Here is a 24,576-nt window from a genome sequence, read left to right on the forward strand (position 1 = left end):
GGCGCGGCGTGAAGCTCAAATTTGACCCCTCGCTTCAGTACCAGCACGACGCGATCAACGCCGTCGTCGGTGTGTTCGACGGCCAGCCTTTCGTACAGAATGGGGCAATGGGGTTCCAGTCGATCCAGATCGGCGGGCTGTTCCAGACAGAGCTTGGCATGGGCAACCAACTCAGCCTGCCGGATGACGAATTGCTGAAGAACGTCCACCGGATTCAGGAAGCGAACGGGATCGAGAAGATCGCGGAGCTTGCGGGCCGCGAGTTTTCCGTCGAAATGGAAACCGGCACCGGCAAGACCTATGTGTACCTACGGACCATTTTCGAGCTGAACAAAACCTACGGCTTCAAGAAATTCATTATCGTGGTGCCGAGCGTTGCTATCCGTGAGGGCGTCCTCAAAAGCATCGACATAATGAAGGAGCATTTCCAAACGCTCTACGACAAGGCGCCGTTCGATCACTTCGTCTATGACAGCAAGCGCCTTGGCAAGGTTCGGCAGTTCGCCGCCAGCAACCAGATTCAGATCATGGTCATCAACATCCAGTCCTTTCAGAAGGATGTTGCCGACAAGGATTTGGCGGAGATGACCGAGGACGAGCTGAAGAAGCTCAACGTCATCAACCGCGAGAATGACCGCATGTCGGGCCGGCGGCCCATCGAATTCATTCAGGCCGCCAACCCCATAGTCATCGTCGATGAGCCGCAGAGCGTCGATACGACCGAGAAATCCCGCAGGGCCATCGGCAATCTCAATCCGATGGTGACGTTGCGCTACAGCGCCACGCACAAGAATCCGTACAATCTCGTTTACAAGCTCGACCCCATCAAGGCTTACGACCTGCGCCTTGTGAAACGTATCGAGGTCGCATCCGTCCGCTCGGATGAGAATTTCAACGACGCCTATGTCAAGTTGATCGCCACGGACAACACAAACGGCATCCGCGCCCGCGTTGAGATTCACAAAGAGGGCAAGGCTGGGCCGAAGCCGACGAAGATATGGGTCAAGCAGGGCGACGATCTGTTCGTGAAGTCCGACGAGCGCGAGGCGTACCGCAATGGCTATATCGTGCAGAACATCGACTGCACGCCCAGCTCGGAATATGTCGAGTTCAATCAGGGGCGGTTCCTTGAGCTGGGGCAGGAAGCCGGGGGCCAAGCCGACGACATCATGAAGGCGCAGGTCTATGAAACCGTCGAGCAGCACCTCAAGAAGGAGCGTGCGCTCAAAGGTAAGGGCATCAAGGTTCTCTCGCTCTTCTTTATCGACCGCGTTGCCAACTACCGCATCTACAATGAAGACGGTACGACGGGCCTCGGCAAGATCGGCCAATGGTTCGAGGAAGCCTATCGTGAACTGACCGCCAAGCCGATTTACAAAGGCCTGATCCCCTTCGACGTTGCTGAAGTACACAACGGCTATTTCTCGCAAGACAAACAGGGGCACGCCAAGGACACGCGCGGCAACACCGCCGACGACGAAGATACCTACAACCTCATCATGCGGGACAAGGAACGGCTCTTGGACCCCGCTGTGCCGCTGCGCTTTATCTTCTCCCATTCCGCGTTGCGGGAGGGATGGGACAATCCCAACGTCTTCCAGATTTGCACCCTCAATGAAACGCAATCCGCCGACAAAAAGCGGCAGGAGATCGGGCGCGGTCTGCGTCTGCCCGTCAATGCGGCGGGCGAACGCGTGCATGATGAAACTGTCAACCGCCTGACTGTCATCGCCAACGAGTCCTATGAGGATTTCGCCCGCACCCTACAGACCGAATTCGAGGAAGATTTCGGTATCCGGTTTGGCAAGATCGAGAAGATTGCCTTCGCCAAGCTTGTGCGCCGTGCCAAGGATGGAACCGAAGTTGAGATCGGGCAGGACGAGTCGGCGAAAATATGGGCGAGCCTCGTCGAGGGCGGCTACATCAGCGCCGCCGGTGACATTCTCGCCAAATTCGATCCGAAGAACCCGCACTTCGAGTTGAAGGTGCCGGAAGGCTATGAGGACCTGCGCGCCGCGATCACCGATGAGATCAACAGCAAGATCTTCAAGAACCGCATCGTCAATGCCCGCGATCGGCGCGAGTTGAAATTCCGCAAGGAAGTCCATCTGGGCACGGACTTCCAAGCGTTGTGGGCGAAGATCAAGCATCGCACGCGATATCGCGTGACCTTCAAAACAGCGGACCTAATCGACCGCGCCCTTGCCCGCATAAAGCAGATCGAGCCGATCAATGCGCCGCGCGTCGCTACGACCGTGGTGGAGGTGGATATCACCGACGCGGGCGTATCGGCGGATAAGCAGATCGCAACGCGTGTGCGCGACGCGCAGCCGATCAAGGTATTGCCCGACATTCTCGCCTTCTTGCAAAAAGAAACCGAGTTGACCCGGCATACGCTCGCCGAGATATTGAAACGCTCCGGCCGCCTTGCTGAGTTCAAGATCAACCCGCAGGCGTTCATGGCGGCGATCGCCAAGGAAATCTCCCGCGCTCTGCACGACCTCATGCTGGAAGGCATCAAGTACGAGAAGGTGGCCGGGGCCTATTGGGAGCAAAGTCGTATCGAACAGGACGCCGAGGAGGGCATCGTCCGGTATTTGAGCAATCTGTACGAGGTTCAGAACCGTGAGAAATCACTGTTCGACGCCATTGAATACGAATCCGAAGTCGAGAAGCAGTTCGCCCGCGATCTGGACCACAATGAAGCCGTCAAGCTCTTCGTCAAACTGCCCTCATGGTTCAAGATCGATACCCCCATCGGTTCCTACAACCCCGACTGGGCTTTCGTGACCGAGCGCGAGGAAAAGCTCTATTTCGTGCGTGAAACCAAGAGTACGTTGGATTCTGAAGAGCGCCGCACCAAGGAGAATCAGAAGATCGCCTGCGGCCGCAGACACTTTGAAACCATCGGCGTGAATTTCGATGTCGTCACCTCGCTAACAGAGGTGGCGATATGAGCCGCAGGGCTTGTCGGGACGTTCGGCCACGCCTTTGGGCGGCCTTATTCGCGGCGCCCCGGCATCCTTCGTGAGAATCCTGCGGATTTCCGTAGAAAAACTCTTACGGACGTTCCTGTCTTGTTCTATTATGGCCGAATGTCCAAAACTATCACGAGCAACCAACTATTGGGTGAGATAGGCGAGGCGGCGGTACGCCTTCGCTTTCTCAACATGGGGTTCCAGTTCGATGGCCGCTCCCGGCTCGAGGCGGGCGTCGATGGCATCGCGGAAGTAATGGACAACGGGAAGCCTCTTGCCCGCATGATCGCGGTACAGGTCAAGGCAAGGGAATCCTCCCGTTACACATCCGAAGACGACAACGGATTCAGCTATCTCCTGCGCCCGGACGACCTGACCTATTGGCGCGGGTCGAACCTTCCTGTCATCCTTGTTCTGTACCGCAAGTCTGATGAATCATACTTCTGGAAAGAGATTGGCACAGACATCGAACGGGAGGGCCGCAAGCTCCAGTTCGACAAGAGCCGTGATGTTCTCGAACAGAACGCTGTTGATCGCCTTGCGGCCCTGACAGTTCCCAAGGCCGGATTCGGTTATTATGTCCCCCCGCTGGGCGGCGGCGAAGAAGCGTTGGTTAATATTCTGCCCGTAACGCTGCCCGCAGAAATATTCGTCGCTTCAACGTCCCACACCGCAAAGAAGGCGGTTTCCATTCTGCTCGATGGCGACGAGCCTGCCCGTTTCGATTGGACGATCAAGGGAGGCACCTTCTGGTCGTTCAGCGATCCGAGCGCGACGGTATGCGAGCATATCGTTGACCTCGATCAGGTCGAAGCGATCGACACGTCAGAGATCGCCTTTCATGAGGATCGGGACGAGTTGAACAATTTTGCCTTTCTCTTGCGCAAGGCGCTCGACCATCAGGTGCGTGCAGACCTCGCGTGGAGCAAAGAGCGCAAGCTGTATTATTTCAGAGCGGCAGCCGTGAATACGCCGCGTTCATTCACCTACGAAGCGTCCAAGAAAAAGGCGTCTACCGAGGTCGTCAATGTCGCCGTAAACAAGGCCGACAAGACGCGCATCGAGTTCGTTCGCCATCACGCTTTCGTTCCGCGGTTCGAGCGTCTTTACGACCAATGGTATCTGGTCATCAACCCGACTTACTTTTTCACGACGAACGGGTTCATCCCGCACTCTTATCCGGCCGCGCTGCTCGCCGGAAAAAAGCGCCTCGACAACAGTGCATCCCTCCGGGGACAGGTTGTCATGTGGCATCGCTTTCTGAGCCGGTCCGATCGAGAGGAAGGGGGCCTGTTCAGTGAAGCCTCGTCCGTGCCGCGCTTGAAGTTTGGCGAGCCGCCTACGGTAGAGCTGGCCACCCGCGTCCCGGAGGATGTCTGGGGTTCCCAGAAGAAGCCAGCGGAAACAGAGGAGATACAGGAGCGGCTGTTCGGATGAAATTCGCAACGAAAATATTCGACGAGCCGCATCTGGAATTCGGTGACAAGCATCACCATCCCGATCCGCGGCTGGGCCTCTTCGAGGCCGGCCCGCTCCAGACCCCGTTAGGCGATGTCGTCAAAATCGCTGTCGTCGGCGATTCCAAGACCATTGAGGATGCGAAGGAATTTTTCGCCGAAGCTGCCAGCGGTTTCTCAGGAAAGAGCGAGAAGCACCCCAATCTTCATCCGGATTTTCCGGGACTGGGCAACCAGAACCCATTCCGGTGCAAGTTCGAGATATCGGATGGAGCGACGGCGGCCATCGCACAATCGAAAATCGACAAGATTCGCAAAGAGCCGCATCACGGCAAGGCCGTGGAAATGGCGGTCGATGAAATCGTGCAGCAGCTCCAGATGCTCGATGAAGGCAGTCACCGCCCGGATGTCGCAATTGTGGCCTTGCCCGTGAGCCTGATCGAGAGGGTCTGGAACGCGAAGGTCGATTCCAAGGCGACGACCGAAAAGGATGACAGTGGCGGATCGGACGCTCCTGACTTCCGCGGGATGCTTAAGGCAAAAGCAATGGGCCTGAGCTTCCCGATCCAGATCGTTTGGGAGGATGTCTTTGACGAGTCGGCGAGCATCCCGCGCAAGGTGAAAGAGAGCCGCGTCCGAAAAATTCAGGATCAGGCAGGGCGGACATGGAATCTCCTGACAACTCTCTATTACAAGGGAACCGGGCGTATTCCTTGGCGCAAGATGCCTCACGACGGCGAGTTTACCGCCTGCTATATCGGTGTCAGCTTCTATCGTGAGGTCGGCGGGCAGCAGCTCTTCACCAGCGCCGCTCAGATGTTTGACGAACGAGGGCGCGGGTTTATTCTCAAAGGCAAGCGCGCCCATACGGAAAGCCGTGGCCGCCATCCCTACATGACGCAGGCTGATGCGCGCCAGCTCATATCGGATGCGCTCACTGCGTATAAGAACCATCACAAGAATTACCCGGCGCGTGTCATTGTCCTTAAGACATCGCAATTCCGGGAAGAAGAAGCGGCTGGCATTCTTGAGGCTCTGGAAGAGGCCGGAACCGAGCTTCGCGACCTCGTTTGGGTTCAGGAGTCGTACGCCGTGAAGGTTCTTCGGGATGGCAATTATCCCGTAATGAGGGGGACATTCGTTGAGCTTGACGGAAAGGGACTGCTCTACACGAATGGAAGCATACCCTATTACGGCACTTACCCCGGAATGTACGATCCGAGGCCGCTGCTGCTTTGCCCGTACAAAGGCAGTGACAGCACGATCGCTCAGATCGCTAGTGAGGTTTTGGCTCTCACCAAAATCAACTGGAATTCGACGCAAATGAACCAGAAACTTCCCATCCCCATCAGGGCAGCGCGCGCGGTGGGTGAAGTCTTGAAATATGTCAGCGATGAGAAAGTAAGCTCGGATTACGCTAGGTATATTTAAGGAAGCTCGTCTCACGCTGTTCGTATTTGGCCACCCCTAACGGGCCTGGTTCAGCGAGAAGGCGAAGGGAGGCGTCATCCTCCGAAACTCAGGCTCTTTTGATCTGCATTCTCGCGGACCTCGTTTATGATGCGCGCCGTATATTGCGGGGAGGACCGTCATATAGAATCCGCGAATCTCGCCCCTTGGCTTGGTGGTATCGCAGTTGGTATGAGTTTGGAGCATGAGCGGAAAGCCCAACAACTACAATGCGAAGCCAAGCCTATTGACCATCGAGTGGGAGTGACGGGAGCGCGGCCTCAGCGCTGAGGCCGGAGCCGTTCCGCCACCACCATCGCCGCGGCGCCCGCTAGCATCAGCAGCGCCATCGGCCGCGCCGAGCCATCGGCCAGCCAGCCGAGCAGCAGGCCGCTGCTGCCCGCCACCGTGAACTGCAGCGTGCCCATCAGCGCCGAGGCCGAGCCGGCCTGGCTGGCGTGGCGGCTGAGCGCGCCGACGGCGGCGTTCGGCATGACCAGGGCGCTGCAGGCCATCGCGACGGTGATCGGCGCCAGCACCTGCAGCGGATGGGTCGGGCCGGCCATGGCGATGGCGGCGAGGGCGAGCATGGCGGCGAGGATGGCCCAGCTGGCCCAGCGCACGAGCCGCCCCGGCCCGAGGCGGAGCAGCAGGGCCGGGTTGAACTGCGAGGCCAGGATGAAGGCCGAGGCGTTGAGGCCGAAGAGCAGGCCGAAGCTGGTGGGCTCCATCCGGAACAGGCCGACGAAGACCGCGGGCGATCCGCCGACATAGGTGAACATCAGGAACATGGCGGCGCAGCCCAGCGCGACATGCGCGCGGAAGCCCGGTTCGCGCAGGATCTGGACGTAGCGCAGCAGCTGCGCCCCCGGGCCGAGGCGCAGCCGGCGCTCCGCCGCCAGCGTTTCCGGCAGCAGGCGCCAGACCAGCAGCATCGAGATCAGCCCGTAGGCGGCGCTGAACCAGAAGATCGGCCGCCACCCGCCGAGGCCGAGCAGAAGCCCGCCGAGGCCGGGCGCCAGGATCGGCGCCGCGCCCATCACCAGCATCAGCCGCGACATCAGCCGCGCCGCCTCGTGCCCGTCCGCCATGTCGCGCACCACGGCGCGCGGCAGCACCATGCTGGCGGAACCGCCGAAGGCGGCGAGGCAGCGGAAGGCGGCGAGCGAGGCGATGTCGGTCGCCAGGGCGCAGCCGACGGAGCCGGCGATGAAGACGGCCAGGCCCAGGATCAGCGGCCGGCGGCGCCCCAGCCGGTCGGCCAGCGTGCCCTGCACGAGCTGCCCCACCGCCAGGCCGAGGAACCAGGTGGCGAGGGTCAGCTCGGCGGAGCCGTGCGGCACGCCGAAGCCGGTTTCGATGGCCGGGAAGGCCGGCAGGTACATGTCGGTCGAGAGGGGACCGATGGCGGTCAGGAAGCCGAGCAGCAGGGGTAGCCAGACGGGCATGTCAGATCCAGGCGGGCCGGGCGGTGGGGAAGGGGCGGCCGGTATCGGGGCGGGAGGGCTCAGGGCGGCCAGGCCGGGGCCGTGCCATGCGGCATTGTGCCATCCCCGCCGGCGGCGGGCCAGCCGTTGTCCGGCCGGCGGGCCGCTCCCATCTGCGGCGTGAGGGCCGGCCATGGGGCCGCGGCGGGAGGATCTCGGATGCAGGATTTCACGGTGGAGGGCCAGGCGAGGCTGGCGGCGCTGGCGCGGCAGCAGGGCTTCAGCCCGGAGGCCGTCGCCGTGCTGGCGCGGGCGCTGCGCCGGGGCGGCGGCAGGCAGGCCCAGTTCAGCCATCCTGAGCTCGGTGGCATGGGGCAGTGGTCGGCCGGTGGCATGCTGATGATCGGCGACATGTTCAACAACGGGCTCAAGGCGCGGGTGGCGGCCCTTTGCGACGCCCTGGTGGAGACGATGTCGGAGACGATGGCGCGGGGCGGTCTCTTCACCGAGGCTGAGCGGGCCGGCGGGGGGGGCGCGGCCTGGTGGCCGGCGGCGCTGGGCCGGCCCTCCTCCCAGGGCGCGCAGGACGGCATGCGCTATGCCCATTTCCCGGCCGAGCGCCGGCTTGCGGTGGAGCGGGAGGGGCGGGTCACGCTCTACGATACCGGCGATCTGCAACTCAGCGGCTTCGGGCAGCAGCAGGGCGGCGGCGGCCTGCCCCTCAGCCTCTCCGGCGCCGGCGGGCCGGTGCCGCTGGACAGCCTGCCGGTCGTGGAACCGCCGCCGCGGCCGCAGGCCGGGGGCGGCGACAGCGACATCCCCGTCCTGATCGAGAGACTCGCGGCGCTGCATCTCCAGGGCATCCTGACGGATGCCGAGTTCAGCGCGAAGAAGGCGGAGCTGCTGGCCCGCCTCTGAGGCGGCGCGTCAAAGGCGGTGCGTCAAAGGCCGGGCAGACGCTGGAAGCCCGGCTCCTCTGGTGGCTCGGCGAAATCCTCGGCGATGGAGTCGACCCGCGCCAGGGCGGGGCCGGCGCGGCATTCGGCCAGCAGGGCGTTGACCGCCGCCGCCTCACCGCTCACCAGCGCCTCGACACTGCCATCGGCACGGTTGCGGACCCATCCCTGCACGCCGAGCCGGTTGGCGGTGCCGATCATCCAGTCGCGGTAGCCGACACCCTGCACCCGGCCGCGGATGCGCACCCGCTTGCTGATCATGGCAGCCTCCGTTGCCCCGCCGGGCCGATCCCCGCTCCGCGCCTCACTCCCGGGCCAGCCGGAGCAGCCGCGCCGCCAGGCCGACGTCGCGGATGACGCCCTCCTGCCGCAGCATGGCCTCGGCATCCTGTCCCCACAACTCCTGCTGGAAGGTCTCGTCGAGGAAGGCGAGCCGGCAGGCCTCGGCGGCATCCAGGCGGTCCTGCGCCAGGGCGAGGCCGAGCACCAGGCTGCCGAGCGCCGGCACGGCGACGCCAAGCGCGGCGAGCTCCAGCACCGGCAGGGCATCCAGGCGCCGGCGCAACGCGGCGAGCGAGGCCGGCGGCTGCGCCACGGGCATCAGCCCCGTGGTGACGGCGAGGGGCGCATCAAGCTGCAGCGCCGCCCAGTCGAGCAGCGGCTGCCAGTCCCGCGCCTGCCGCTCGGCCAGGCGCGGCTCCCCGGCACGGTAGCAGAGCAGGTCGCTCATGCCGTACTGCGCCAGGGCGGCGGCGCTGGGGGCCGGGTCGGGGGCCATCCGCTCCAGGGCGGTGGCCACCACGCGGGTCAGCGGCACCTCCTCCATGCTCATCTCGCCGTCCCTGGCGCCGCCGGCCCGCTGCCACTCCTCGGCCACGGCCTTGGCCAGCCGGCGGCGGGGCAGATGCAGAGGGCCGCTGCCCGGCAATCGCAGCGGCCGCCCATCCAGCAGCACCGCGAAGCCCGCCCCGGCCGGCATCGCCTCGGCCTTGTCCCAGAAACGCTTCATGGCCGGCTTATGGGGTCGCGCGCCCGCCGCGCCAAGCCCCCGCGGGCCGGCGGCCACGATCCCAGGCAGAAAGCATTATCGTGCAGGTTCTGCAATTCGCTTTCGCGCGCGACCCTGGGGTGCGAAACTCCGCCCGCTGCAACCCGCGGATCGATGATGCGCCAGGACACGCCCCTGCCGAAGGCCCCCTCATCCTCACCCCGGGAGGCCGCGTGCCCCGCCTGTCCAACCTGTTGTCGCTAGCCGGGCATGCCCAGCACCCTCAGCCGCTTTCCGGCCACGGTCATCGCGCCGGCCACCGAGGCGCACCTGCCCGGGATCATCACGGTCTTCAACGACATCGTGGCCACCAGCACGGCGGTCTATACCGAACAGCCCGACAACCTGGAGCAGCGGCAGCAATGGTTCGCCCAGCGCCGCGCCATGGGCTATCCGGTCCTGGTCGCGCTGGGGGCGGAGGAGAACGAGGTTCTCGGCTTCGCCAGCTTCGCCGACTTTCGCCCGAGCTGGCCGGGCTTCCGCCATACGGTGGAGCATTCCGTGCACATCCGGGCCGATGCCCGCGGGCGCGGGCTGGGTCCGCTGCTGGTCAGCCGGCTGATCGCCGAGGCGGTGATGCGCCGCAAGCACGCCATGGTCGCCTCGGTCGATGCCGAGAATCACCGCTCCATCGCCATGCACGAATCGCTGGGCTTCGAGCGGGCGGCGCTGATGCCCCAGGTCGGCTGCAAGTTCGGGCGCTGGCTCGACCTGGTGCTGATGGTGAAGCTGATCAGCGACGGCCCGCCGCACTGAGCGGGCCGCCGCGGGGGCGTCAGCCCGCCGCCTTGGCCTCGCGCCGGCGGGCGTGGAGGATGAACTCCGTATAGCCGTTCGGCTGCGTCCGGCCCTGGAAGACCAGGTCGCGCGCCGCCTGGAAGGCCGGGCCGTCATAGCCGGGCGCCATCGGGCGGTAGGCGGGGTCGCCGGCGTTCTGCTGGTCGACGACGCCGGCCATGCGGCGCAGCGTCTCCTCCACCTGGGCCTCGCTGACCACGCCGTGGCGCAGCCAGTTGGCGATGTGCTGGGCGGAGATGCGCAGCGTCGCGCGGTCTTCCATCAGTCCGACATCGTTGATGTCCGGCACCTTGGAGCAGCCGACGCCCTGGTCGATCCAGCGCACGACATAGCCGAGGATGCCCTGGGCGTTGTTGTCGAGCTCGGCCTGCACGTCCTGCGGCGACCAGTTGCTGTCGGAGAGCGGGATGGTGAGGATGTCATCGAGCCGCGCCCGCGTGCCCCCGCGGGCGATCTCCTCCTGCCGCGCCGCGACATCGGTCTCGTGGTAGTGCAGCGCGTGCAGCGTGGCGGCGGTGGGGGAGGGCACCCAGGCGGTGTTGGCGCCGGCCTTCGGATGGCCGCCCTTCTGCGCCAGCATGTCGGCCATCTTGTCCGGCGCCGCCCACATGCCCTTGCCGATCTGCGACTTCCCGCGCAGCCCGCAGGCCAGGCCGGTATCGACGTTCCAGTCCTCATAGGCCTTGATCCAGGCCGCGCCCTTCATGTCGCCCTTGCGCAGCACGGCGCCGGCCTCCATGGCGGTGTGGATCTCGTCGCCGGTGCGGTCGAGGAAGCCGGTGTTGATGAAGGCGACCCGGTCCTTCGCCGCCGCGATGCAGGCCTTGAGGTTGACGGTGGTGCGCCGCTCCTCGTCCATGATGCCCATCTTCATCGTGTTGGCGGGCAGGCCGAGCGCCTGCTCCACCCGGCCGAACAGCTCGTTCGCCCAGGCCACTTCCTTCGGCCCGTGCATCTTCGGCTTGACGATGTAGATGGAGCCGGCGCGGCTGTTCATCCGCCGGCCCTTGAGGTCGTGCAGCGCGATGGCGGTGGTGACCAGCGCGTCCAGGATGGTCTCGGGTGTCTCCTTCCCCTCGCGCGTCACCACGTCGGTCATCATGTGGTGGCCGACATTGCGCACCAGCATCATCGAGCGGCCATGCAGGGTGAGCCGGCCGCGGCCGTCCGGCGCGGTGTACTCGCGGTCGGGGTTGAGGCGGCGGGTGAGGGTCCGGCCGTCCTTCTCGAAGCTGGCGGCGAGATCGCCCCGCATCAGGCCGAGCCAGTTGCGGTAGACGAGGATCTTGTCCTCGGCATCGACGGCGGCGACGGAATCCTCGCAATCCATGATGGTCGAGACGGCGGATTCCAGCACCACGTCGGAGATGCCGGCCGGGTCGTCCCGGCCGATCGGATGCGCCCTGTCGATCCGCACCTCGATATGGAGGCCGTGGTTGCGCAGCAGGATGGCGGAGGGCGCCGCGGCCTCGCCCGCATAGCCCGCGAAGCGATCGCCATCCTTCAGCGCCGTGGCGCCGCCGTCGGCCAGCCCGACCACCAGCACGCCGCCCACCACCGAGAGGCCGGCGACATCGGCCCAGGAGCCACCGAGCAGCGGCGCCGCCTGATCGAGCACGGCGCGGGCGCGGGCGATCACCTTCTCGCCACGCGCGCGGTTGAAGCCCTTTCCGGCCGCCAGCGCCCCCTCCTGCGGGATGGCGTCGGTGCCGTAGAGCGCGTCATAGAGGCTGCCCCAGCGGGCATTGCCGGCATTCAGCGCGTAGCGGGCATTGTTCACCGGCACGACGAGCTGCGGCCCGGCGATCCGCGCGATCTCGTCATCGACATTCGCGGTGCCGACGCTGACCGGGCCGGGATCGGGCTGGAGATAGCCGATCTCGGTCAGGAAGGCGCGCTGCGCCGCCAGATCGACCGGGCGGCGCGGATTCGCCTTGTACCAGGCATCGATCTGCGATTGCAGCCGGTCGCGCTCGGCCAGCAATTCGGCGTTGCGCGGCGCGAGATCGGCCAGGATGGCGTCATAGGCGGACCAGAAGGCCTCCGGCGCCACGCCGGTGCCCGGCAGGGCCTCCGTCTCGATGAAAGCCTTGAGCGCCGGATCCACCGCCAGCGCGCCGATGCGAACCTGTTCCGCCATGCGATCCTTCCCTTCTTGGCTCGGTGTCTCGGTCGCAGTTAACCCGCATCGCGGCTGGTGGGATAGGGGCGAGCGGCAGGGGTGGGCGGCGGGGGCTTGCGGTGCCGCGGCGGCGGGCGGAGCCTGGGCGGGACGCAAATCCGGAGGATCGTCCGCCATGCCCGTCTCCACCGCCCTGCCGCCCTTCACCACCCAGCACTGGCAGGTGACCAAGCCGGCCGCCCACGGGCGGCGGGGCATGGTCGCGAGCCAGAGCCGCGCCGCCGCCGAGGCCGGGGTCGCCGTGCTGGAGGCGGGCGGCAACGCCGCCGACGCCGCCGCCGCCACGGCCTTCGCCCTGGCGGCCATGGAGCCCTGGAACTCTGGCCTGGGCGGCATCGGCTTCGCCCTGGTCCACCGGGCCGGCCAGCCGCGCGCCGAGCTGCTCGACTTCGGCCCCGTCGCCCCCGCCGCCGCCGATCCGGCCGATTATCCGCTGACCGGGCGGATGAAGCAGGACCTCTTCGCCTGGCCGGAGGTGGAGGGGGACCGCAACATCCATGGCCCGCTCTCCTTCGTCACCCCCTCCTCCGTGGCGGGCTATGCGACGCTGGTGGAGCGTTTCGGCAGCGGCATGCCGCTGGCCGAGCTGCTCGGCCCGGCCATCGCGCTGGCGCGCCGCGGCCTGCCGCAGGACTGGTACACCACGCTGAAGATCGCGAACTCGGCCCGGGTGCTGCGGCTCTACCCCGAGAGCGCGCGGATCTACCTGCCGGACGGGCTGCCGCCGGTGGCCCCCTATCAGGGCGCGCCGGGCTTCTTCCGCCTCGGCCGCCTGCCGGAGACGCTGGAGCGGCTGGCCGGCGCCGGCTGGCGCGACTTCTATGAGGGCGAGATCGCCGCCTCGATCCTGGCCGATGTGCGCGACCTGGGGGGCCGCCTCTCGGCCGCCGACCTCGCCGGCTGCCGCGCCGTGGTGCGTCCGGCGCTCGACATCCCCTGGCGGGACGGCCTCACCCTGCAGGGCGCCGGCGGGCTGACCGCGGCGCCGACCCTCGCCCGGCTGGTGCGGGAGATGGGCCGCCTCACCCCCGGCGCGGCGCCGGACGCCGCCTGGTTCAGCGCGCTCGCCCGCGCCATGCAGGCCGCCTATGCCGAGCGGCTGGAAGGGCTGGGCGCGGCCGCCACCCCGCCGGAAAGCCCCGAGACCTGCACCACGCATCTCACGGTGGTCGATGCCGAGGGCAACATGGTCGCGATGACCACGACGCTGCTCTCCTCCATGGGGAGCCGCGTGGTGCTGCCGGGCAGCGGCGTGCTGATGAACAACGGCATGATGTGGTTCGACCCGGAGCCGGGCTCGGCCAATGCCATCCGCCCCGGCGCGCGGCCGCTCTGCAACATGTGCCCGGTGACGGTCTCGGACGGCAGCGGGCCGGTGCTGGCGCTCGGCGCCTCGGGCGGGCGGCGCATCCTGGCGGCGGTCTATCAGATGTTGGCCTTCAGCCTGGATTTCGGCATGGACCCGGCGGCGGCCGCGCATCATCCGCGCATCGACGTCTCCGGCCCCTCCGGCATCACCGCCGACCGCCGCCTGCCCGCCGAGGTGCTGGCGGCGCTGGAGGCCCAGGGGGAGGCCCAGGGGAAGGCCCAGGGGAAGGAGGATGGCGGGGTGCTGGCGGTCGAGCACGCCGTGCTGCCGGTGAACTTCGCCTGCCCCAACCTGATCGCGCGGGATGGCGAGGGTTTCACCGGCATCAGCGATGTCATGACGCCCTGGTCGGCGGCGGTGGCGGCGCGCTGAGGCCCAGGGTAGGCCGAGGCTTAAGGCGCGCCCGATTCCGGGTCGCGCCCGAAGGGCCGGACCGCGTCCGCCGTGCGCAGGCGGCAGAAGGCCTGCCGCCCAATGCGCAGCGCGACCAGCAGCAGCAGCGTGACCAGCGGCGCCACCACGGTGGCCGCTGCGCCGATCTGCGCGCCGATGGCGGCGGCGATGATGCTGACCAGGGCCGCCTGGGTCTCGCCCCGCGCCGAGAACAGGGCCTGCCGCAGGTCGTCGTAGCTGCCGTCGCCGCCGCAGAGGAAGGCGCGGAACTCCCGCTGCACGGCCTCCCAATAGGTGATCGGCGGCTCTCCGCCGGCGGGGCCGGCGCGGGCGCCGAGCAGGATGGCGATCTCCCGCGCGGTCATCGTGTCGGAACGCAGGTAGCGGCCCTGGCGCAACAGGCCGAAGACCGGGCCGCCGGTGAGCCCATCCTCGGTGAAGAGTCGCAGCGGATCGTCATCCATCGGCACCACCCCTCCGTGCCCCGCCGGCCGCCGCGCGGGCGCGATCCTAGAGCAGGTCCCGGCGCGGGCCGTGAAAAAAGCGCGCGGCCTTCAGCGCCGCAGCGCCAGCGACAGCCCCAGGCCGATCAGCGCCAGCCCGGCCAGGTGGAAGCCGTGCAGCCTCTCGCCCAGAAGCGCGACCGCCATCACGGTGCCGAAGGCCGGGATCAGATGGATGAACAGCCCCGCCCGGTTGGCGCCGATCAACTCCACGCCACGATTGAAGAACAGGTAGGAGAGCAGCGAGGGAAAGACCGCCAGGTAGAGGATCACCGGCAGCAGCGCGGCGTCGAAGGCGGCGGAGGGGGCGAGGCTCGCCCGCTCGATGGCATAGGCCGGGCCGAGCGCCGCCAGGGAGAGCGCGATGCTGGCGGCGAGGAAGCTCAGCGGATGCAGGCGCGGCCGCAGCCGCAGGCAGGCGGAATAGAGCGCGTAGGACAGCACCGCCGCCAGCACCCAGAGATCGCCCGGGTGCAGCCGCAGGTGCAGCAGGTCGTCCAGCGCGCCATGGCTGGCGATGGCGATGACGCCGCCGATCGAGACCAGCACGCCGAGCCATTGCCGTGGCCGCGCCCGCTCGCCGAAGAGCAGGAAGCTGCATGTCAGGATGGCGAGTGGAATGACCGACTGCAGCAGCAGGCCGTTCACCGCCGGGGTCGAGCGCAGGCCGAGATAGACCAGGGTGCTGAAGCTCATGATGCCCAGCAGCGCGAGCAGCATCAGCACCGGCAGGCTCCGCCGCAGCACCGGCCAGTCGCGCCGCAGATGCGGCCAGGCGAAGGGCAGCAGCAGCGCCAGCGCCAGGCTCCAGCGCCAGAAGGACAGGAAGAAGGGCGAGGCCGACGCGTGCATCGCCCGGCCGATGACCAGGTTGCCGGCCCAGAAGAGCGAGGCCAGGGCGAGCAGCAGGACCGGGGCGTTCCAGAGGCGGGCGAGGACGGGGCCGGCCATGTCGCCTCAGGCCGTGGCCAGCAGCGCGACGCCGAGCGAGATCAGCCCGATCGCCGCGATCTTCTGCGCCCCCAGGGTCTCGCCGAAGGCGAAGTGGCCGATCAGCGCGACGAGGACATAGGAGGCGGCGGTGCAGGGCAGGGCGACGCTCATCGGCAGCTTGCGCAGCGCGACGATGTAGAGCATCGCGGCGCCGCCGTAGAAGCCGAGGCCGATGATCGTCTGCCAGCGGAAGAGCTGCGCCAGGAAGGCGCCGCCGCCCAGCGTGCCCGCCTTCAGCAGCACCTGCCCGACCAGCGAGGTGCCGATCGCCGCCGCCAGCACCAGCCAGTGCAGCATCACGCCCCCGCCGTCTCGCGCGCGGCGGGCACGGCGGCCGGCGCCCGTGCCGGGATCACCTCCCGCACCACCCCCTGCGGCTTGCCGTTGGCCGAGAGGAAGGCGCGGCCGAGATACTCGCCCATCACGCCGAGGATGAGGAACTGCACGCCGGCGATCAGCAGCGTCACCGTCATCACCGAGGCCCAGCCGGAGGGCGTGTCCTTGGTCATCGCCTCGATCATGGTGAAGACGGCGCCGATCATGCCGAGCAGGCCCATGCCGAGGCCGGCGAACATGGCGAGCCGCAGCGGCATCAGCGAGAAGTTGGTGGCGAGGTTCAGCCAGAGCCGGATCAGCCGGCGCATGGTGTAGTTGCTGCGCCCCTCGGCGCGGGCCAGGTGCATCACCTCGATGCTGTCGATGCGCTGCGTCACCTGCATGACCAGCCCGTCGATATAGGGATAGGGGCCGGTGTAGCGCGTCACCTCGCGCGTCACGAGCGCCGACATGCAGCGGAAGGAGGAGAGGTAGAGCCCCTTCGGCTTGTCCATGAGCTGGTCGGCCACCCAGTTGGCGAAGCGGCTGCCGAGGTTGCGCCAGCCCTCGTGCTTCTTCTCGGCATAGCGGGTGTAGACGACGTCCCAGCCGCCCAGCCGCGCGTGGTCGTAGAGCCGCAGCACCTCCTCGGGCGGGTTCTGCAGGTCGTCATCCATGGTGATGACATAGGCGCCGCGGGCGTGGCGCAGCCCGGTCATGACAGCGTTGTGCTCGCCGAAGTTGCGGGCATGCTCGATGAAGGTGAGCGGCACCGTCGCCGTGGCGGCGAGCCGGCGGCAGACCTCGCCGCTGTTGTCCGGGCTGCCGTCGTTGACCAGCACGATCTCGATGCCGCCTTCGGGCTCCAGCGCAGAGAGCGCGGCGACGAGGCGCCCCACCGTGTCGGCGCCGCGATAGACCGGCACCACGATCGACAGGCCGATGGCGGCGGGAGAAGGGTTCATGGCGGCGGTCTCGGGGGGCTGAGGGGATCAGGCGGCGCCGGCCGTGGCGGTGAGCAGCACCGAGCCGCCGGCCGGCCAGCGCAGGCCGAGGCGGGTCAGCGCGGCTTCCGCGACGGTGGCGGCATGCAGGCTGGCATCCAACCATGGCGGGAAGGGGGCGACGTCGCTGGCATCCGACTCGCCGCGCGCCAGCAGCTTGCGCTGCGCCACCATCAACGGCAGGAGCAGGGCGTTCCAGTAGCGGGCGCGCACGGCGCCGAAGCCCGCGCGGCGCAGCAGGGCGCGGGCGCCGCCGGCGGTGTAGCGGCGGGCGTTGTGCACCCGCCGGTCATGCGCCGAGTGCAGCCATTCGAAAGCCGGCAGGTTCAGCACCAGCAGCCCGCCCGGTGTCAGCACGCGGCGCATCTCGGCCAGCGCGCGCGTCTCGTCCACCGCCGCGTGGCAGAGCACGTCGGCGCTGGCCACGGCGGCGAAGGCGGCATCCGCGAAGGGCAGGCGGGCGGCGTCCCCGGAGACGATGGCGGCGCCCGACTTGGCGGCGGCGCGGGCGGCGGCGGCGGGATGGTACTCGAGGCCGTAGAGCGGCCGCCCGGGCGCCTCCCGCGCGAGATGCCGCAGCAGCCCGCCGGTGCCGCAGCCGATATCGAGCAGCGCGCCCGGCGGTGCCGACCGCAGGGCCCCGGCGAGGCGGGCGCGCAGCGCGCGGTACCACCACATGCCGTCCTCGGCGGCGTCCATCAGGGCGTATTCGGCGGGGTCCATCACGGGAAATTGTGCCAGTGCCCGCGGCCTGCCGCAATGCCGGCGCAAGGAGGGGCTGCCCCGCGGGCCGCGCCATTGCGCGATCCCCTTCCGGGGGGAAGGATGCCCGCCACCCGCGATGACGCCGAACCCCAGTTCCCCCGCTGACCGGAGGCCCGGACCCGGCCCCGCCTCCCGACGGGCCGGCGCGCCGCCGGCCGGGCGGCGCCGCCTGCTCGCCGCGCTGGCGCTGCTGCCGGCCGCCGCCTTCCTGGCCATGGTCCTGGCGCCGCCGCTCAACCACGATGTGGCGGCGGTGCTCGACTTCGCCCTCCGCATGCGGGCGGGAGAGGCGCTGTATCGCGACCTGATCGACGTCAACCCGCCGCTGATCTTCCTGCTGAACCAGCCCGCGGCCTGGCTCGCCGGCTGGCTGCCGCTGGAGGCCGGCCAGGCGTTGCTGCTCTGTCTGCTGGCGCACTGCGGCGGCGTGCTGTGGCTCTGCGCCGGGCTGCGCCGGGGGCGCGGAGAAGGTCCGGTGGAGCGGGCCGTGATGACGGCGCTGCTGCCGCTGCTGCTGGTCTGTGCCGGCTATGATTTCGGCCAGCGCGAACAGCTCATGGCGGTGGCCGCGCTGCCTTACCTGCTGCTGGCCGAGCGGCGCATCCTGGGATTGCGGACCCCGCCCGGCGCTTGGCTCGCCACGCTGCTGCTGGCCGCCGCCGGCTTCGCGCTGAAGCCGCATTTCCTGGCCGCCCCGGCGCTGGTGGAGGCGCTGGTCCTGCTGGCGCGGGGCCGGGCGGCACTGCGCGACCCCTTCCCCTGGGCCATGGCGGCGCTCTGGGCGCTCTACCTCGCCGCCATCCCGGCCTTCTTCCCCGGCTATTTCGGCCATGTCGTGCCGCTGGTCTGGGACTGGTATGTCGGGCTCGGCGGCGTGCCCTGGTGGCGCGTGGCGCTGACCGAGGTGCTGGGCAGCGGCATCGCCACGACCCTCGGCCTCGCCGTGCTGGTCGGACTAGCGCCGCGTGGCGCGGGCTGGCTGCCGCGCCTCGCCGTCGCCGCCATGCTGGGGGGGCTGGCCGCGGCGCTGGTCCAGCACAAGGGGTGGAGCTACCACCTCGTGCCGGTCTGGATCTGGGGCGGGCTGGCCGCGGGGGCCCTGTCCGGGCGGTTGGCGGACCGCGCGCTCGCTCCGCCGCGGGCCGCCGGCGCGGCACCCTGGCTGGCCGTCCTGGCGGCCTTCGGCTTCGGCCTCTTCACCCTGCGCGGCGGCGAATCGCCCTGGGTGCAACTGGCCTATCCCGGCAGCGCCGGCGCCCGCATCGCCGCCTGGCTGCAGCGGGAGGCGCCGGGCCGGCCCCTGCTGGTGCTCTCGCCGGACATTCCCACGGTCTATCCGGCGGTGGTCTATGCCGGCTCGCGGCTGCTGCTGCCCTACATGAGCACCTGGCTGCTGCAGGCGGTCTACCAGGACTGCCCCCAGGACGGCCCCGACCCGGCCGCGCGCTATCACGCGCCGGCGGCGATGGGACCGGCCGAGCGGGCCCTCTTCGACACCGTGGCGGAGCGCCTGGCGCGGGAGCGCCCGGCGGCGGTCCTGGTCGCGCGCCATGCCGGCATTCCCTGGTGCGGCGGGGATTTTGACTTCATCGCCTATTTCAGCCGTCATCCGCTCTTTGCCGAGGCCTGGGCAGGCTACAGGCTGCGGCACGAGATCGACGGATACCGCCTGTACCAGTGGGAGGCCCGGGGCAGGGCCGAGGGGAGGAACTGATGCCGTATCAGGATTATGTCGGCCGCAGCGAGACACGGCGGGACCGGGTGGATGAGCGCCTCGTCGAGGGGCTGGCCGCCACGCTGTCCCGCCCCGTGCCGGCCGGCGGGCTGCCGCCGCTCTGGCACTGGATGCTGTTCCAGGACTGGAAGCCGGCCGAGGGGCTGGGGCCGGACGGCCATCCGAAGCGCGGCGGCTTCCTGCCGCCGGTGCACCACCTGGAGCGGCGGATGTGGGCCGGTGGCCGCGTCACCTTCCGGGGCGAGCTTCGCGGCGGCGACGCGGTGGAGCGCACCAGCACGATCCTGAAAGTCAGCGGCAAGACCGGCGGCAGCGGCGAGCTGGTCTTCGTCACCGTCCGCCACACGCTGGCCGGCCCGCGCGGCCCGGTGCTGGAGGAGGAGCAGGACATCGTCTATCGCGGCGCCGGCGGGGCCGCGATCAAGGCGGCCGATCCGGCGCCGGACTGGCCGGAGGCCAGCCGTGCGACGGTGATGCCGGACAGCGTGCTGCTGTTCCGCTATTCGGCGCTGACCGGCAATGGCCACCGCATCCACTACGACTTCCCCTACGTGACCACGGTCGAGGGCTATCCCGGCCTGGTGGTGCACGGCCCCCTGCAGGCCACCTGGCTGGCGCAGCACGCGCTCGACATGGCGGGGGAGGGACGGCGCCTCGCCCGCTTCACCTATCGTGGCCAGCGCCCGGCGATCGGCGGCCATGCCCTGACGCTGCTGGGCCAATGGGAGGGCGGTCAGGAGGCTGGCCGCATCCGCCTGGAGACGCGGGACGACAGCGGCGCCACCTGCCAGGTCGCCGAGGCCGAGCTTGTCTGATCGAAAACCGCTGGCCGGGGTGCCGCCCCGGCCGGCCGCCAGGGCCGCGCTGCTGGACGAGACAGTGCGGGGCATCGGCTTCGTCGCCGCCGGCTACGCGGTCATCGCCTGCGCGGACGCGGCGATGAAATGGGCGATGCCGCAACTCGGGCCGGCGGCGGCGATGATCTGGCGCGGCCTGTTCGGCGCGCTGGCCATCGCCGTGCTGGCGCGCGGCGCCTCGCTGCGGCCGGTCAATCTCCGGCTGATCGCCGGGCGCAGCCTGCTGCACTGCGTCGTCACCGTCGCCTACTACGTTGCCTGGGCCTCCGCCCTGCCGCTCGCCGACACCTATGCCGTGGCCTCGGCGGCGCCCCTGCTGATGACGCTGCTGGCGATTCCGCTGCTTGGCGAGCAGGTGGGCTGGCGGCGCTGGCTCAGCACCCTGGCGGGTTTCGGCGGCGTGCTGGTGATGCTGCAGCCCGGTGGCGCGCTCTGGCGCTGGGAGGCCGGGATGCTGCTCTGCGGCGTCGGCCTGATGGCGCTGACGCGGATCTGGACGCGGCTGCTCTCGCGCAGCGACACGCCGGCCACCATCGCCTTCTGGCTGCTGCTGGCGCATGTGCCCGTGGGCCTGCTGCTGCTGCCCCTGTTCCCGCCGCCCGTCCTGTTCCCCGACCCGGCCACCATGGCGGTGGTGGCGCTGCTCGGCTGCGCCAATGGCGTGGCGCATTTCCTCTTCGCCCGCGCCTTCGCCCTGGCGCCGGTCTCGGCGCTCGCGCCCTTCGAGTATTCCACTCTGGTCTGGGGGCTGCTGCTCGGCCTGGCCATCTGGGGTGAGTTCCCGGCCGGCGCGACGCTCGCCGGTGCCGGCATCGTCATCGCCGCCGGGCTCTACAACCTGCACCGGGAGCGGATGCGGGCGCGCGACAAGCGCCAGGCGCTGGCGCGCGGGATGCCCCTCGCGGGGGGCGGCTGATGGTGATGCGCCATGACGTGCGGCGCGGGGCGCTGATGATGCTCGGCGCCACCGCGCTCTTCACCCTGATGGGCGCCCTGGTGAAAGCGCTGGGCGACCGCATTCCCTTCCCCGAGCTGATGTTCTTCCGCAACGCCCTGGCCCTGCCGGTGGTGCTGGCCATCGGCCTGCGCCGCAAGGTGACGCTCAGGACCCGGCGGCTCGGCGGCCATGTCGCGCGCGCCGTCACCGGCATGCTGGCGATGGGCTGCTCCTTCTTCGCGCTCACCGTGCTGCCGCTGGCCGAGCAGACGGCGCTGACCTATTCGACGCCGCTCTTCGTCACCATCCTGTCCATCCCCTTCCTGGGCGAGCGGCCGGGCATCCACCGCTGGGGCGCGGTGATCGCGGGCTTCCTCGGCATCCTGGTGATCGCCATCGGCCAGGGGGCCTTCGGGGGCGAGCGGCCGGTGCCGGCGGGCGCCGCGCCCTGGCTGCTCTGGGCCGGCTTCGCCGCCGCCTCGGTGCATGGCCTCTTCTCCGGCCTGACCACCATGCTGGTGCGGCAGCTCTCGGGCACCGAGGCCAGCGCCACCATCGTGCTCTGGCAGTCCATCCTGATGACGGCGATGAGCGCGGTGCTGCTGCCCTTCGTCTGGGTGACGCCCTCGCCCGCCGACCTGCCGCTGCTGCTCGGCATCGGCCTGCTGGGCGGGCTGGCGCAGGTGCTGCTGACCGAGGCCTATGCCAGCGCCCAGGTCTCCTCCCTCGGCCCCTATTCCTACACTGCCCTGGTCTGGGCGATCCTGCTCGGCTGGATCGCCTGGGGCGAGGTCCCGACCCTGCCGATGCTGGCCGGCGCGGGGCTGATCGTCGCCGCCGGGCTCTATATCCTCCACCGCGAACTGCGCAGGAGGCGCGCGTGAGCATCCCCTTCATCAAGGATGACCCCCTTCCCACCGGCGTGGTGGAGGACCTCGGCCGGCCGGGCGGCGTGCGGCTGCGCCGGCTGCGCTGCGGCAATCCCGGCCCCTTCACCTTCCTCGGCACCAACACCTACCTGATCGGCGAGGGGCGGGTGGCGGTGCTGGATCCGGGGCCCGAGGACGCGGCGCACCGCGCGGCGATCCTGACGGCGCTCGGCGGCGAGACGGTGAGCCATATCCTGGTCAGCCACACGCATCGCGACCATTCCCCGGGCGCCGCCGCCCTGCGGGCCGCGACCGGCGCGCCGTGCCTCGGCTTCGGCCCGCACATGACGCCGCCGGGCGCGGGCGGGGAGGGCGGCGACCATGACTTCCGCCCCGACCGCCGCCTGGCCGATGGCGAGGCGGTGGAGGGCGAGGGCTGGCGGCTGACGGCGCTCCACACCCCCGGCCATTGCGCCAACCATCTCTGCTTCGCGCTCGAGGGCACGGGCGTGCTCTTCTCGGCGGATCATGTGATGAGCTGGTCGACCAGCGTGGTCAGCCCGCCGGATGGCGAGATGGCGGCCTACATGGCGGCGCTGGAGCGGCTGATCGCCCGTGGCGACAGTCTCTACCTGCCCGGCCATGGCGCGCCGCTGGCCGAGCCCATCCGCTTCGCCCGCGCCCTGCTGGCGCACCGCGGCGCGCGCGAGGCGGCGCTGCTGGCGGCGCTGCGGGAGAGCGGGCCGGCGACGGTGCCGGCGCTGGTGGAGCGGCTCTACAGTCCGATCGACCCGCGGCTGGTCGCGGCCGCCGGGCGCAGCCTGCTGGCGCATCTGCTGAAGCTGCGGGCGGAGGAGCTGGTGCGCGAGGCCGGTGAGACCTGGGCGGCGGTGTGAGCCGGGCCGGTTGCAACCCGTCCGGCCCGCGCCCATTGCTGTTCTGCCGTCCCGCCACCGGCGCGGCGGACAGAACCCCACCAGCCTGGAGACCGCAGCATGTCCCGCCGCGCCCTCGCCCTGGCCCTGATGGCCCCGATCCTCGCCGCCGCGCTCGCCGCTCCGGCGGCGGCGCAGCGCCGGCCCGCCGGGGCCGACCCGTCCTTCACGGTGGTCAACGACACCGACCGCCCGGTGGAGCATCTCTTCGCCAATCCGCCGGTGATCCGCGACTGGGGCCATGACCGGCTGGCCGAGCCGGTGCCGCCGGGCGGGCGCCGGCTGATCCGCCTCGATCCCGCCGGCGGCTGCCGGCAGGATGTGCGGGTGGTCTATGTCGGCGGCGCCGTGCAGGATCTGCGCGGCCTCGACACCTGCGCCCGGCATCTGGTGCGGCTCGGCGGCGCCGACGCGGCGGCTCAGCGCGCGCCCTATCTCTTCCTGCGCAACGAGGAGCGCCGGCCGGTCTCCCAGGTCTTCGTCTCGCCCTCCGGCCAGCCGGACTGGGGGATGAACCGCCTGACGGTCAGCCCGCTGCCGCCGGGCGCGCAGTTCCGCCTCGCCCTGCCGCCCGGGGAATGCGGCTATGACGTGAAGGTGGTCTTCTTCGATGGCATGCCGATGGAACGGCGGGGCCTCGACCTCTGCACGCGGCCGGACCTGCGCCTGCCCTAGCGCCGGCGCGGCCCCGCCTCGTTGAGCGCGAGGTTCTGCTGCGCCAGCTCGGCGGCCGCGCTGGTGGGCGCCACGGCGATGACGCGCTGCCAGTCCCGCCGCGCCCCGGCGGTATCGCCCTTGAGCTGCGACAGGATGCCGCGTTCCAGCAGGCCCTCGGGATTGTCGGGGTCGAGCTTCAGCGCCGTCTGCACGGCGGTCAGCGCCTCGGCCGCGCGGTCGAGCTGGCGCAGCGCCGCGGCGCGGAACACCCAGGCATCGGCGCGGCCGCCATCGCGGCGGATCGCGTGGTCGAGATCCTGCAACGCCTCGCCGTAGCGGCCGAGCATGCCGGCGGCGACGGCGCGATCGACCAGCAGGGCCGCGTCCTCGGGCGAGAGGCTGAGGGCCAGGGTGCTGGCGCCATAGGCGCGGTTCACGTCGCCCGCCAGCATCCAGGCCTGCGCCGCCTGGGCATAGACGGCGGCGCGGACGGCGGCCGGGGCGCCGGAGCCGGCGGCCAGCCGCTCCAGGCGCGGCGCGGCGCGCTCCGGCTCGCCCAGGGCCAGCAGGCCGAGCGCCAGGCAGTGGCGGGCGGCCTCGCCGCCGCCCTCCTCCTCCCAGCGGCTGGCGCGGGCCACGGCGCCTTCCGGATCGGTGCGGAGGCGGGCCAGGCAGGCGTCGTAATCCGGCCCCTCGGCCAGGCGCGGCCCCTCGGCCTCGGGAGAGGGCGCCGCGGGGACCGCGCCCGGGGAAGGAGCGCGGGAGGGGGAAGTCGCGGAGGGGGGAGCCCCGGGAGGAGCTTCTGGCGGCAACGGCAACGCGGCCCCGGGAGCGGCGCGCCGCTCGGCGGCGACGGAATCCCGGTGCGGCAGGCTCGCGGCGGCGAGGGCGGCCAGCAGCAGCGTGGCGCAGGCGGCGGCGAGGGTGGGGCGGAGAAGGCGCATCGGCC

The 24,576-nt window shown here is 69.5% G+C and carries 22 protein-coding genes; 12 read left to right on the top strand and 10 right to left on the bottom strand.

The window, feature by feature from the left end; all coding sequences use genetic code 11:
- Nucleotides 1–8: 8 nt before the first annotated feature.
- The 3 genes from D9598_RS10290 to D9598_RS10300 all read left to right on the top strand — a co-directional run bounded on the left by D9598_RS10290 (nucleotide 9) and on the right by D9598_RS10300 (nucleotide 5,866).
- A complete protein-coding gene (locus tag D9598_RS10290; RefSeq protein ID WP_198366386.1) occupies nucleotides 9–2,957 on the top strand; it encodes a DEAD/DEAH box helicase family protein in 2,949 nt (982 codons plus the stop codon).
- A 120-nt stretch (nucleotides 2,958–3,077) separates the two neighbouring features.
- A complete protein-coding gene (locus tag D9598_RS10295; protein ID WP_198366387.1) occupies nucleotides 3,078–4,415 on the top strand; it encodes a DUF4365 domain-containing protein in 1,338 nt (445 codons plus the stop codon).
- Complete coding sequence (locus D9598_RS10300; protein ID WP_198366388.1) at nucleotides 4,412–5,866, top strand: hypothetical protein; 1,455 nt, start codon at nucleotides 4,412–4,414, stop codon at nucleotides 5,864–5,866. The genes D9598_RS10295 and D9598_RS10300 overlap by 4 nt, the downstream gene beginning before the upstream one ends.
- Before the next feature lie 299 nt (nucleotides 5,867–6,165).
- On the opposite strand, the gene D9598_RS10305 is transcribed toward D9598_RS10300, so the two are convergent.
- A complete protein-coding gene (locus D9598_RS10305; protein ID WP_198366389.1) occupies nucleotides 6,166–7,332 on the bottom strand; it encodes a multidrug effflux MFS transporter in 1,167 nt (388 codons plus the stop codon).
- Between the two features lie 198 nt (nucleotides 7,333–7,530).
- On the opposite strand from D9598_RS10305, the gene D9598_RS10310 reads away from it, so the two are divergent.
- Nucleotides 7,531–8,229: an SHOCT domain-containing protein gene (locus tag D9598_RS10310; protein WP_198366390.1), complete on the top strand. Its 699-nt coding sequence runs from the start codon at nucleotides 7,531–7,533 to the stop codon at nucleotides 8,227–8,229.
- Between the two features lie 23 nt (nucleotides 8,230–8,252).
- Here D9598_RS10310 and D9598_RS10315 read toward each other — a convergent pair whose 3' ends face one another.
- Complete coding sequence (locus D9598_RS10315; protein ID WP_198366391.1) at nucleotides 8,253–8,528, bottom strand: acylphosphatase; 276 nt, start codon at nucleotides 8,526–8,528, stop codon at nucleotides 8,253–8,255.
- A gap of 43 nt (nucleotides 8,529–8,571) precedes the next feature.
- Nucleotides 8,572–9,276, bottom strand: a complete 705-nt coding sequence (locus D9598_RS10320) for an ATP12 family chaperone protein (protein WP_198366392.1) — start codon at nucleotides 9,274–9,276, stop codon at nucleotides 8,572–8,574.
- Nucleotides 9,277–9,525: 249 nt separating this feature from the next.
- Here D9598_RS10320 and D9598_RS10325 point away from each other — a divergent pair, with 249 nt between their 5' ends.
- Nucleotides 9,526–10,071 carry a GNAT family N-acetyltransferase gene (locus D9598_RS10325; RefSeq protein WP_198366393.1) on the top strand — a complete coding sequence of 182 codons (546 nt, stop codon included), beginning with the start codon at nucleotides 9,526–9,528 and terminating at the stop codon, nucleotides 10,069–10,071.
- 19 nt (nucleotides 10,072–10,090) lie between these two features.
- Here the strand turns inward: D9598_RS10325 and D9598_RS10330 are convergent, their stop codons facing one another.
- Complete coding sequence (locus D9598_RS10330; protein WP_198366394.1) at nucleotides 10,091–12,253, bottom strand: malate synthase G; 2,163 nt, start codon at nucleotides 12,251–12,253, stop codon at nucleotides 10,091–10,093.
- A gap of 157 nt (nucleotides 12,254–12,410) precedes the next feature.
- Between D9598_RS10330 and D9598_RS10335 the strand changes: the two genes are divergently transcribed.
- Complete coding sequence (locus tag D9598_RS10335) at nucleotides 12,411–14,036, top strand: gamma-glutamyltransferase (protein WP_198366396.1); 1,626 nt, start codon at nucleotides 12,411–12,413, stop codon at nucleotides 14,034–14,036.
- A 20-nt stretch (nucleotides 14,037–14,056) separates the two neighbouring features.
- On the opposite strand, the gene D9598_RS10340 is transcribed toward D9598_RS10335, so the two are convergent.
- From D9598_RS10340 to D9598_RS10360, 5 genes are all read right to left on the bottom strand, one after another.
- Nucleotides 14,057–14,521, bottom strand: a complete 465-nt coding sequence (locus D9598_RS10340) for a hypothetical protein (protein ID WP_198366397.1) — start codon at nucleotides 14,519–14,521, stop codon at nucleotides 14,057–14,059.
- 90 nt (nucleotides 14,522–14,611) lie between these two features.
- On the bottom strand, nucleotides 14,612–15,511 hold the full coding sequence (locus D9598_RS10345; protein ID WP_198366398.1) for a DMT family transporter: 900 nt from the start codon (nucleotides 15,509–15,511) through the stop codon (nucleotides 14,612–14,614).
- A gap of 6 nt (nucleotides 15,512–15,517) precedes the next feature.
- Nucleotides 15,518–15,850, bottom strand: a complete 333-nt coding sequence (locus D9598_RS10350) for an EamA family transporter (RefSeq protein WP_198366399.1) — start codon at nucleotides 15,848–15,850, stop codon at nucleotides 15,518–15,520.
- On the bottom strand, nucleotides 15,850–16,833 hold the full coding sequence (locus D9598_RS10355; protein WP_198366401.1) for a glycosyltransferase family 2 protein: 984 nt from the start codon (nucleotides 16,831–16,833) through the stop codon (nucleotides 15,850–15,852). Before D9598_RS10355 ends, D9598_RS10350 begins: the two co-directional genes overlap by 1 nt.
- Before the next feature lie 27 nt (nucleotides 16,834–16,860).
- Complete coding sequence (locus D9598_RS10360) at nucleotides 16,861–17,595, bottom strand: class I SAM-dependent methyltransferase (RefSeq protein ID WP_198366593.1); 735 nt, start codon at nucleotides 17,593–17,595, stop codon at nucleotides 16,861–16,863.
- Nucleotides 17,596–17,713: 118 nt separating this feature from the next.
- Here D9598_RS10360 and D9598_RS10365 point away from each other — a divergent pair, with 118 nt between their 5' ends.
- The 6 genes from D9598_RS10365 to D9598_RS10390 all read left to right on the top strand — a co-directional run bounded on the left by D9598_RS10365 (nucleotide 17,714) and on the right by D9598_RS10390 (nucleotide 23,645).
- On the top strand, nucleotides 17,714–19,351 hold the full coding sequence (locus D9598_RS10365; protein WP_198366402.1) for a hypothetical protein: 1,638 nt from the start codon (nucleotides 17,714–17,716) through the stop codon (nucleotides 19,349–19,351).
- Nucleotides 19,351–20,187 carry a MaoC family dehydratase N-terminal domain-containing protein gene (locus D9598_RS10370; RefSeq protein WP_198366403.1) on the top strand — a complete coding sequence of 279 codons (837 nt, stop codon included), beginning with the start codon at nucleotides 19,351–19,353 and terminating at the stop codon, nucleotides 20,185–20,187. The genes D9598_RS10365 and D9598_RS10370 overlap by 1 nt, the downstream gene beginning before the upstream one ends.
- On the top strand, nucleotides 20,180–21,145 hold the full coding sequence (locus D9598_RS10375) for a DMT family transporter (RefSeq protein ID WP_232477103.1): 966 nt from the start codon (nucleotides 20,180–20,182) through the stop codon (nucleotides 21,143–21,145). The genes D9598_RS10370 and D9598_RS10375 overlap by 8 nt, the downstream gene beginning before the upstream one ends.
- Nucleotides 21,145–22,050 carry a DMT family transporter gene (locus tag D9598_RS10380; protein ID WP_198366404.1) on the top strand — a complete coding sequence of 302 codons (906 nt, stop codon included), beginning with the start codon at nucleotides 21,145–21,147 and terminating at the stop codon, nucleotides 22,048–22,050. Before D9598_RS10375 ends, D9598_RS10380 begins: the two co-directional genes overlap by 1 nt.
- Nucleotides 22,047–22,931: an MBL fold metallo-hydrolase gene (locus D9598_RS10385; protein WP_198366406.1), complete on the top strand. Its 885-nt coding sequence runs from the start codon at nucleotides 22,047–22,049 to the stop codon at nucleotides 22,929–22,931. Before D9598_RS10380 ends, D9598_RS10385 begins: the two co-directional genes overlap by 4 nt.
- Before the next feature lie 99 nt (nucleotides 22,932–23,030).
- Nucleotides 23,031–23,645, top strand: a complete 615-nt coding sequence (locus tag D9598_RS10390; protein ID WP_198366407.1) for a hypothetical protein — start codon at nucleotides 23,031–23,033, stop codon at nucleotides 23,643–23,645.
- On the opposite strand, the gene D9598_RS10395 is transcribed toward D9598_RS10390, so the two are convergent.
- On the bottom strand, nucleotides 23,642–24,571 hold the full coding sequence (locus tag D9598_RS10395; protein ID WP_198366408.1) for a tetratricopeptide repeat protein: 930 nt from the start codon (nucleotides 24,569–24,571) through the stop codon (nucleotides 23,642–23,644). The genes D9598_RS10390 and D9598_RS10395 overlap by 4 nt on opposite strands.
- Nucleotides 24,572–24,576: the final 5 nt, after the last annotated feature.

The organism is Roseomonas sp. KE0001 (assembly GCF_016107285.1).
Taxonomy (GTDB): domain Bacteria; phylum Pseudomonadota; class Alphaproteobacteria; order Acetobacterales; family Acetobacteraceae; genus Pseudoroseomonas.

Bases quoted from the DNA above. Each gene is read 5' to 3' on its own strand.
- D9598_RS10380 (WP_198366404.1), top strand. From the start codon at position 21,145: ATGGTGATGCGCCATGACGTGCGGCGCGGGGCGCTGATGATGCTCGGC.
- D9598_RS10315 (WP_198366391.1), bottom strand. From the start codon at position 8,528: ATGATCAGCAAGCGGGTGCGCATCCGCGGCCGGGTGCAGGGTGTCGGC.
- D9598_RS10300 (WP_198366388.1), top strand. From the start codon at position 4,412: ATGAAATTCGCAACGAAAATATTCGACGAGCCGCATCTGGAATTCGGT.
- D9598_RS10395 (WP_198366408.1), bottom strand. From the start codon at position 24,571: ATGCGCCTTCTCCGCCCCACCCTCGCCGCCGCCTGCGCCACGCTGCTG.
- D9598_RS10355 (WP_198366401.1), bottom strand. From the start codon at position 16,833: ATGAACCCTTCTCCCGCCGCCATCGGCCTGTCGATCGTGGTGCCGGTC.
- D9598_RS10360 (WP_198366593.1), bottom strand. From the start codon at position 17,595: ATGGACCCCGCCGAATACGCCCTGATGGACGCCGCCGAGGACGGCATG.
- D9598_RS10390 (WP_198366407.1), top strand. From the start codon at position 23,031: ATGTCCCGCCGCGCCCTCGCCCTGGCCCTGATGGCCCCGATCCTCGCC.
- D9598_RS10345 (WP_198366398.1), bottom strand. From the start codon at position 15,511: ATGGCCGGCCCCGTCCTCGCCCGCCTCTGGAACGCCCCGGTCCTGCTG.
- D9598_RS10340 (WP_198366397.1), bottom strand. From the start codon at position 14,521: ATGGATGACGATCCGCTGCGACTCTTCACCGAGGATGGGCTCACCGGC.
- D9598_RS10370 (WP_198366403.1), top strand. From the start codon at position 19,351: ATGCCGTATCAGGATTATGTCGGCCGCAGCGAGACACGGCGGGACCGG.
- D9598_RS10305 (WP_198366389.1), bottom strand. From the start codon at position 7,332: ATGCCCGTCTGGCTACCCCTGCTGCTCGGCTTCCTGACCGCCATCGGT.
- D9598_RS10365 (WP_198366402.1), top strand. From the start codon at position 17,714: ATGACGCCGAACCCCAGTTCCCCCGCTGACCGGAGGCCCGGACCCGGC.
- D9598_RS10325 (WP_198366393.1), top strand. From the start codon at position 9,526: ATGCCCAGCACCCTCAGCCGCTTTCCGGCCACGGTCATCGCGCCGGCC.
- D9598_RS10330 (WP_198366394.1), bottom strand. From the start codon at position 12,253: ATGGCGGAACAGGTTCGCATCGGCGCGCTGGCGGTGGATCCGGCGCTC.
- D9598_RS10320 (WP_198366392.1), bottom strand. From the start codon at position 9,276: ATGAAGCGTTTCTGGGACAAGGCCGAGGCGATGCCGGCCGGGGCGGGC.
- D9598_RS10310 (WP_198366390.1), top strand. From the start codon at position 7,531: ATGCAGGATTTCACGGTGGAGGGCCAGGCGAGGCTGGCGGCGCTGGCG.
- D9598_RS10350 (WP_198366399.1), bottom strand. From the start codon at position 15,850: ATGCTGCACTGGCTGGTGCTGGCGGCGGCGATCGGCACCTCGCTGGTC.
- D9598_RS10335 (WP_198366396.1), top strand. From the start codon at position 12,411: ATGCCCGTCTCCACCGCCCTGCCGCCCTTCACCACCCAGCACTGGCAG.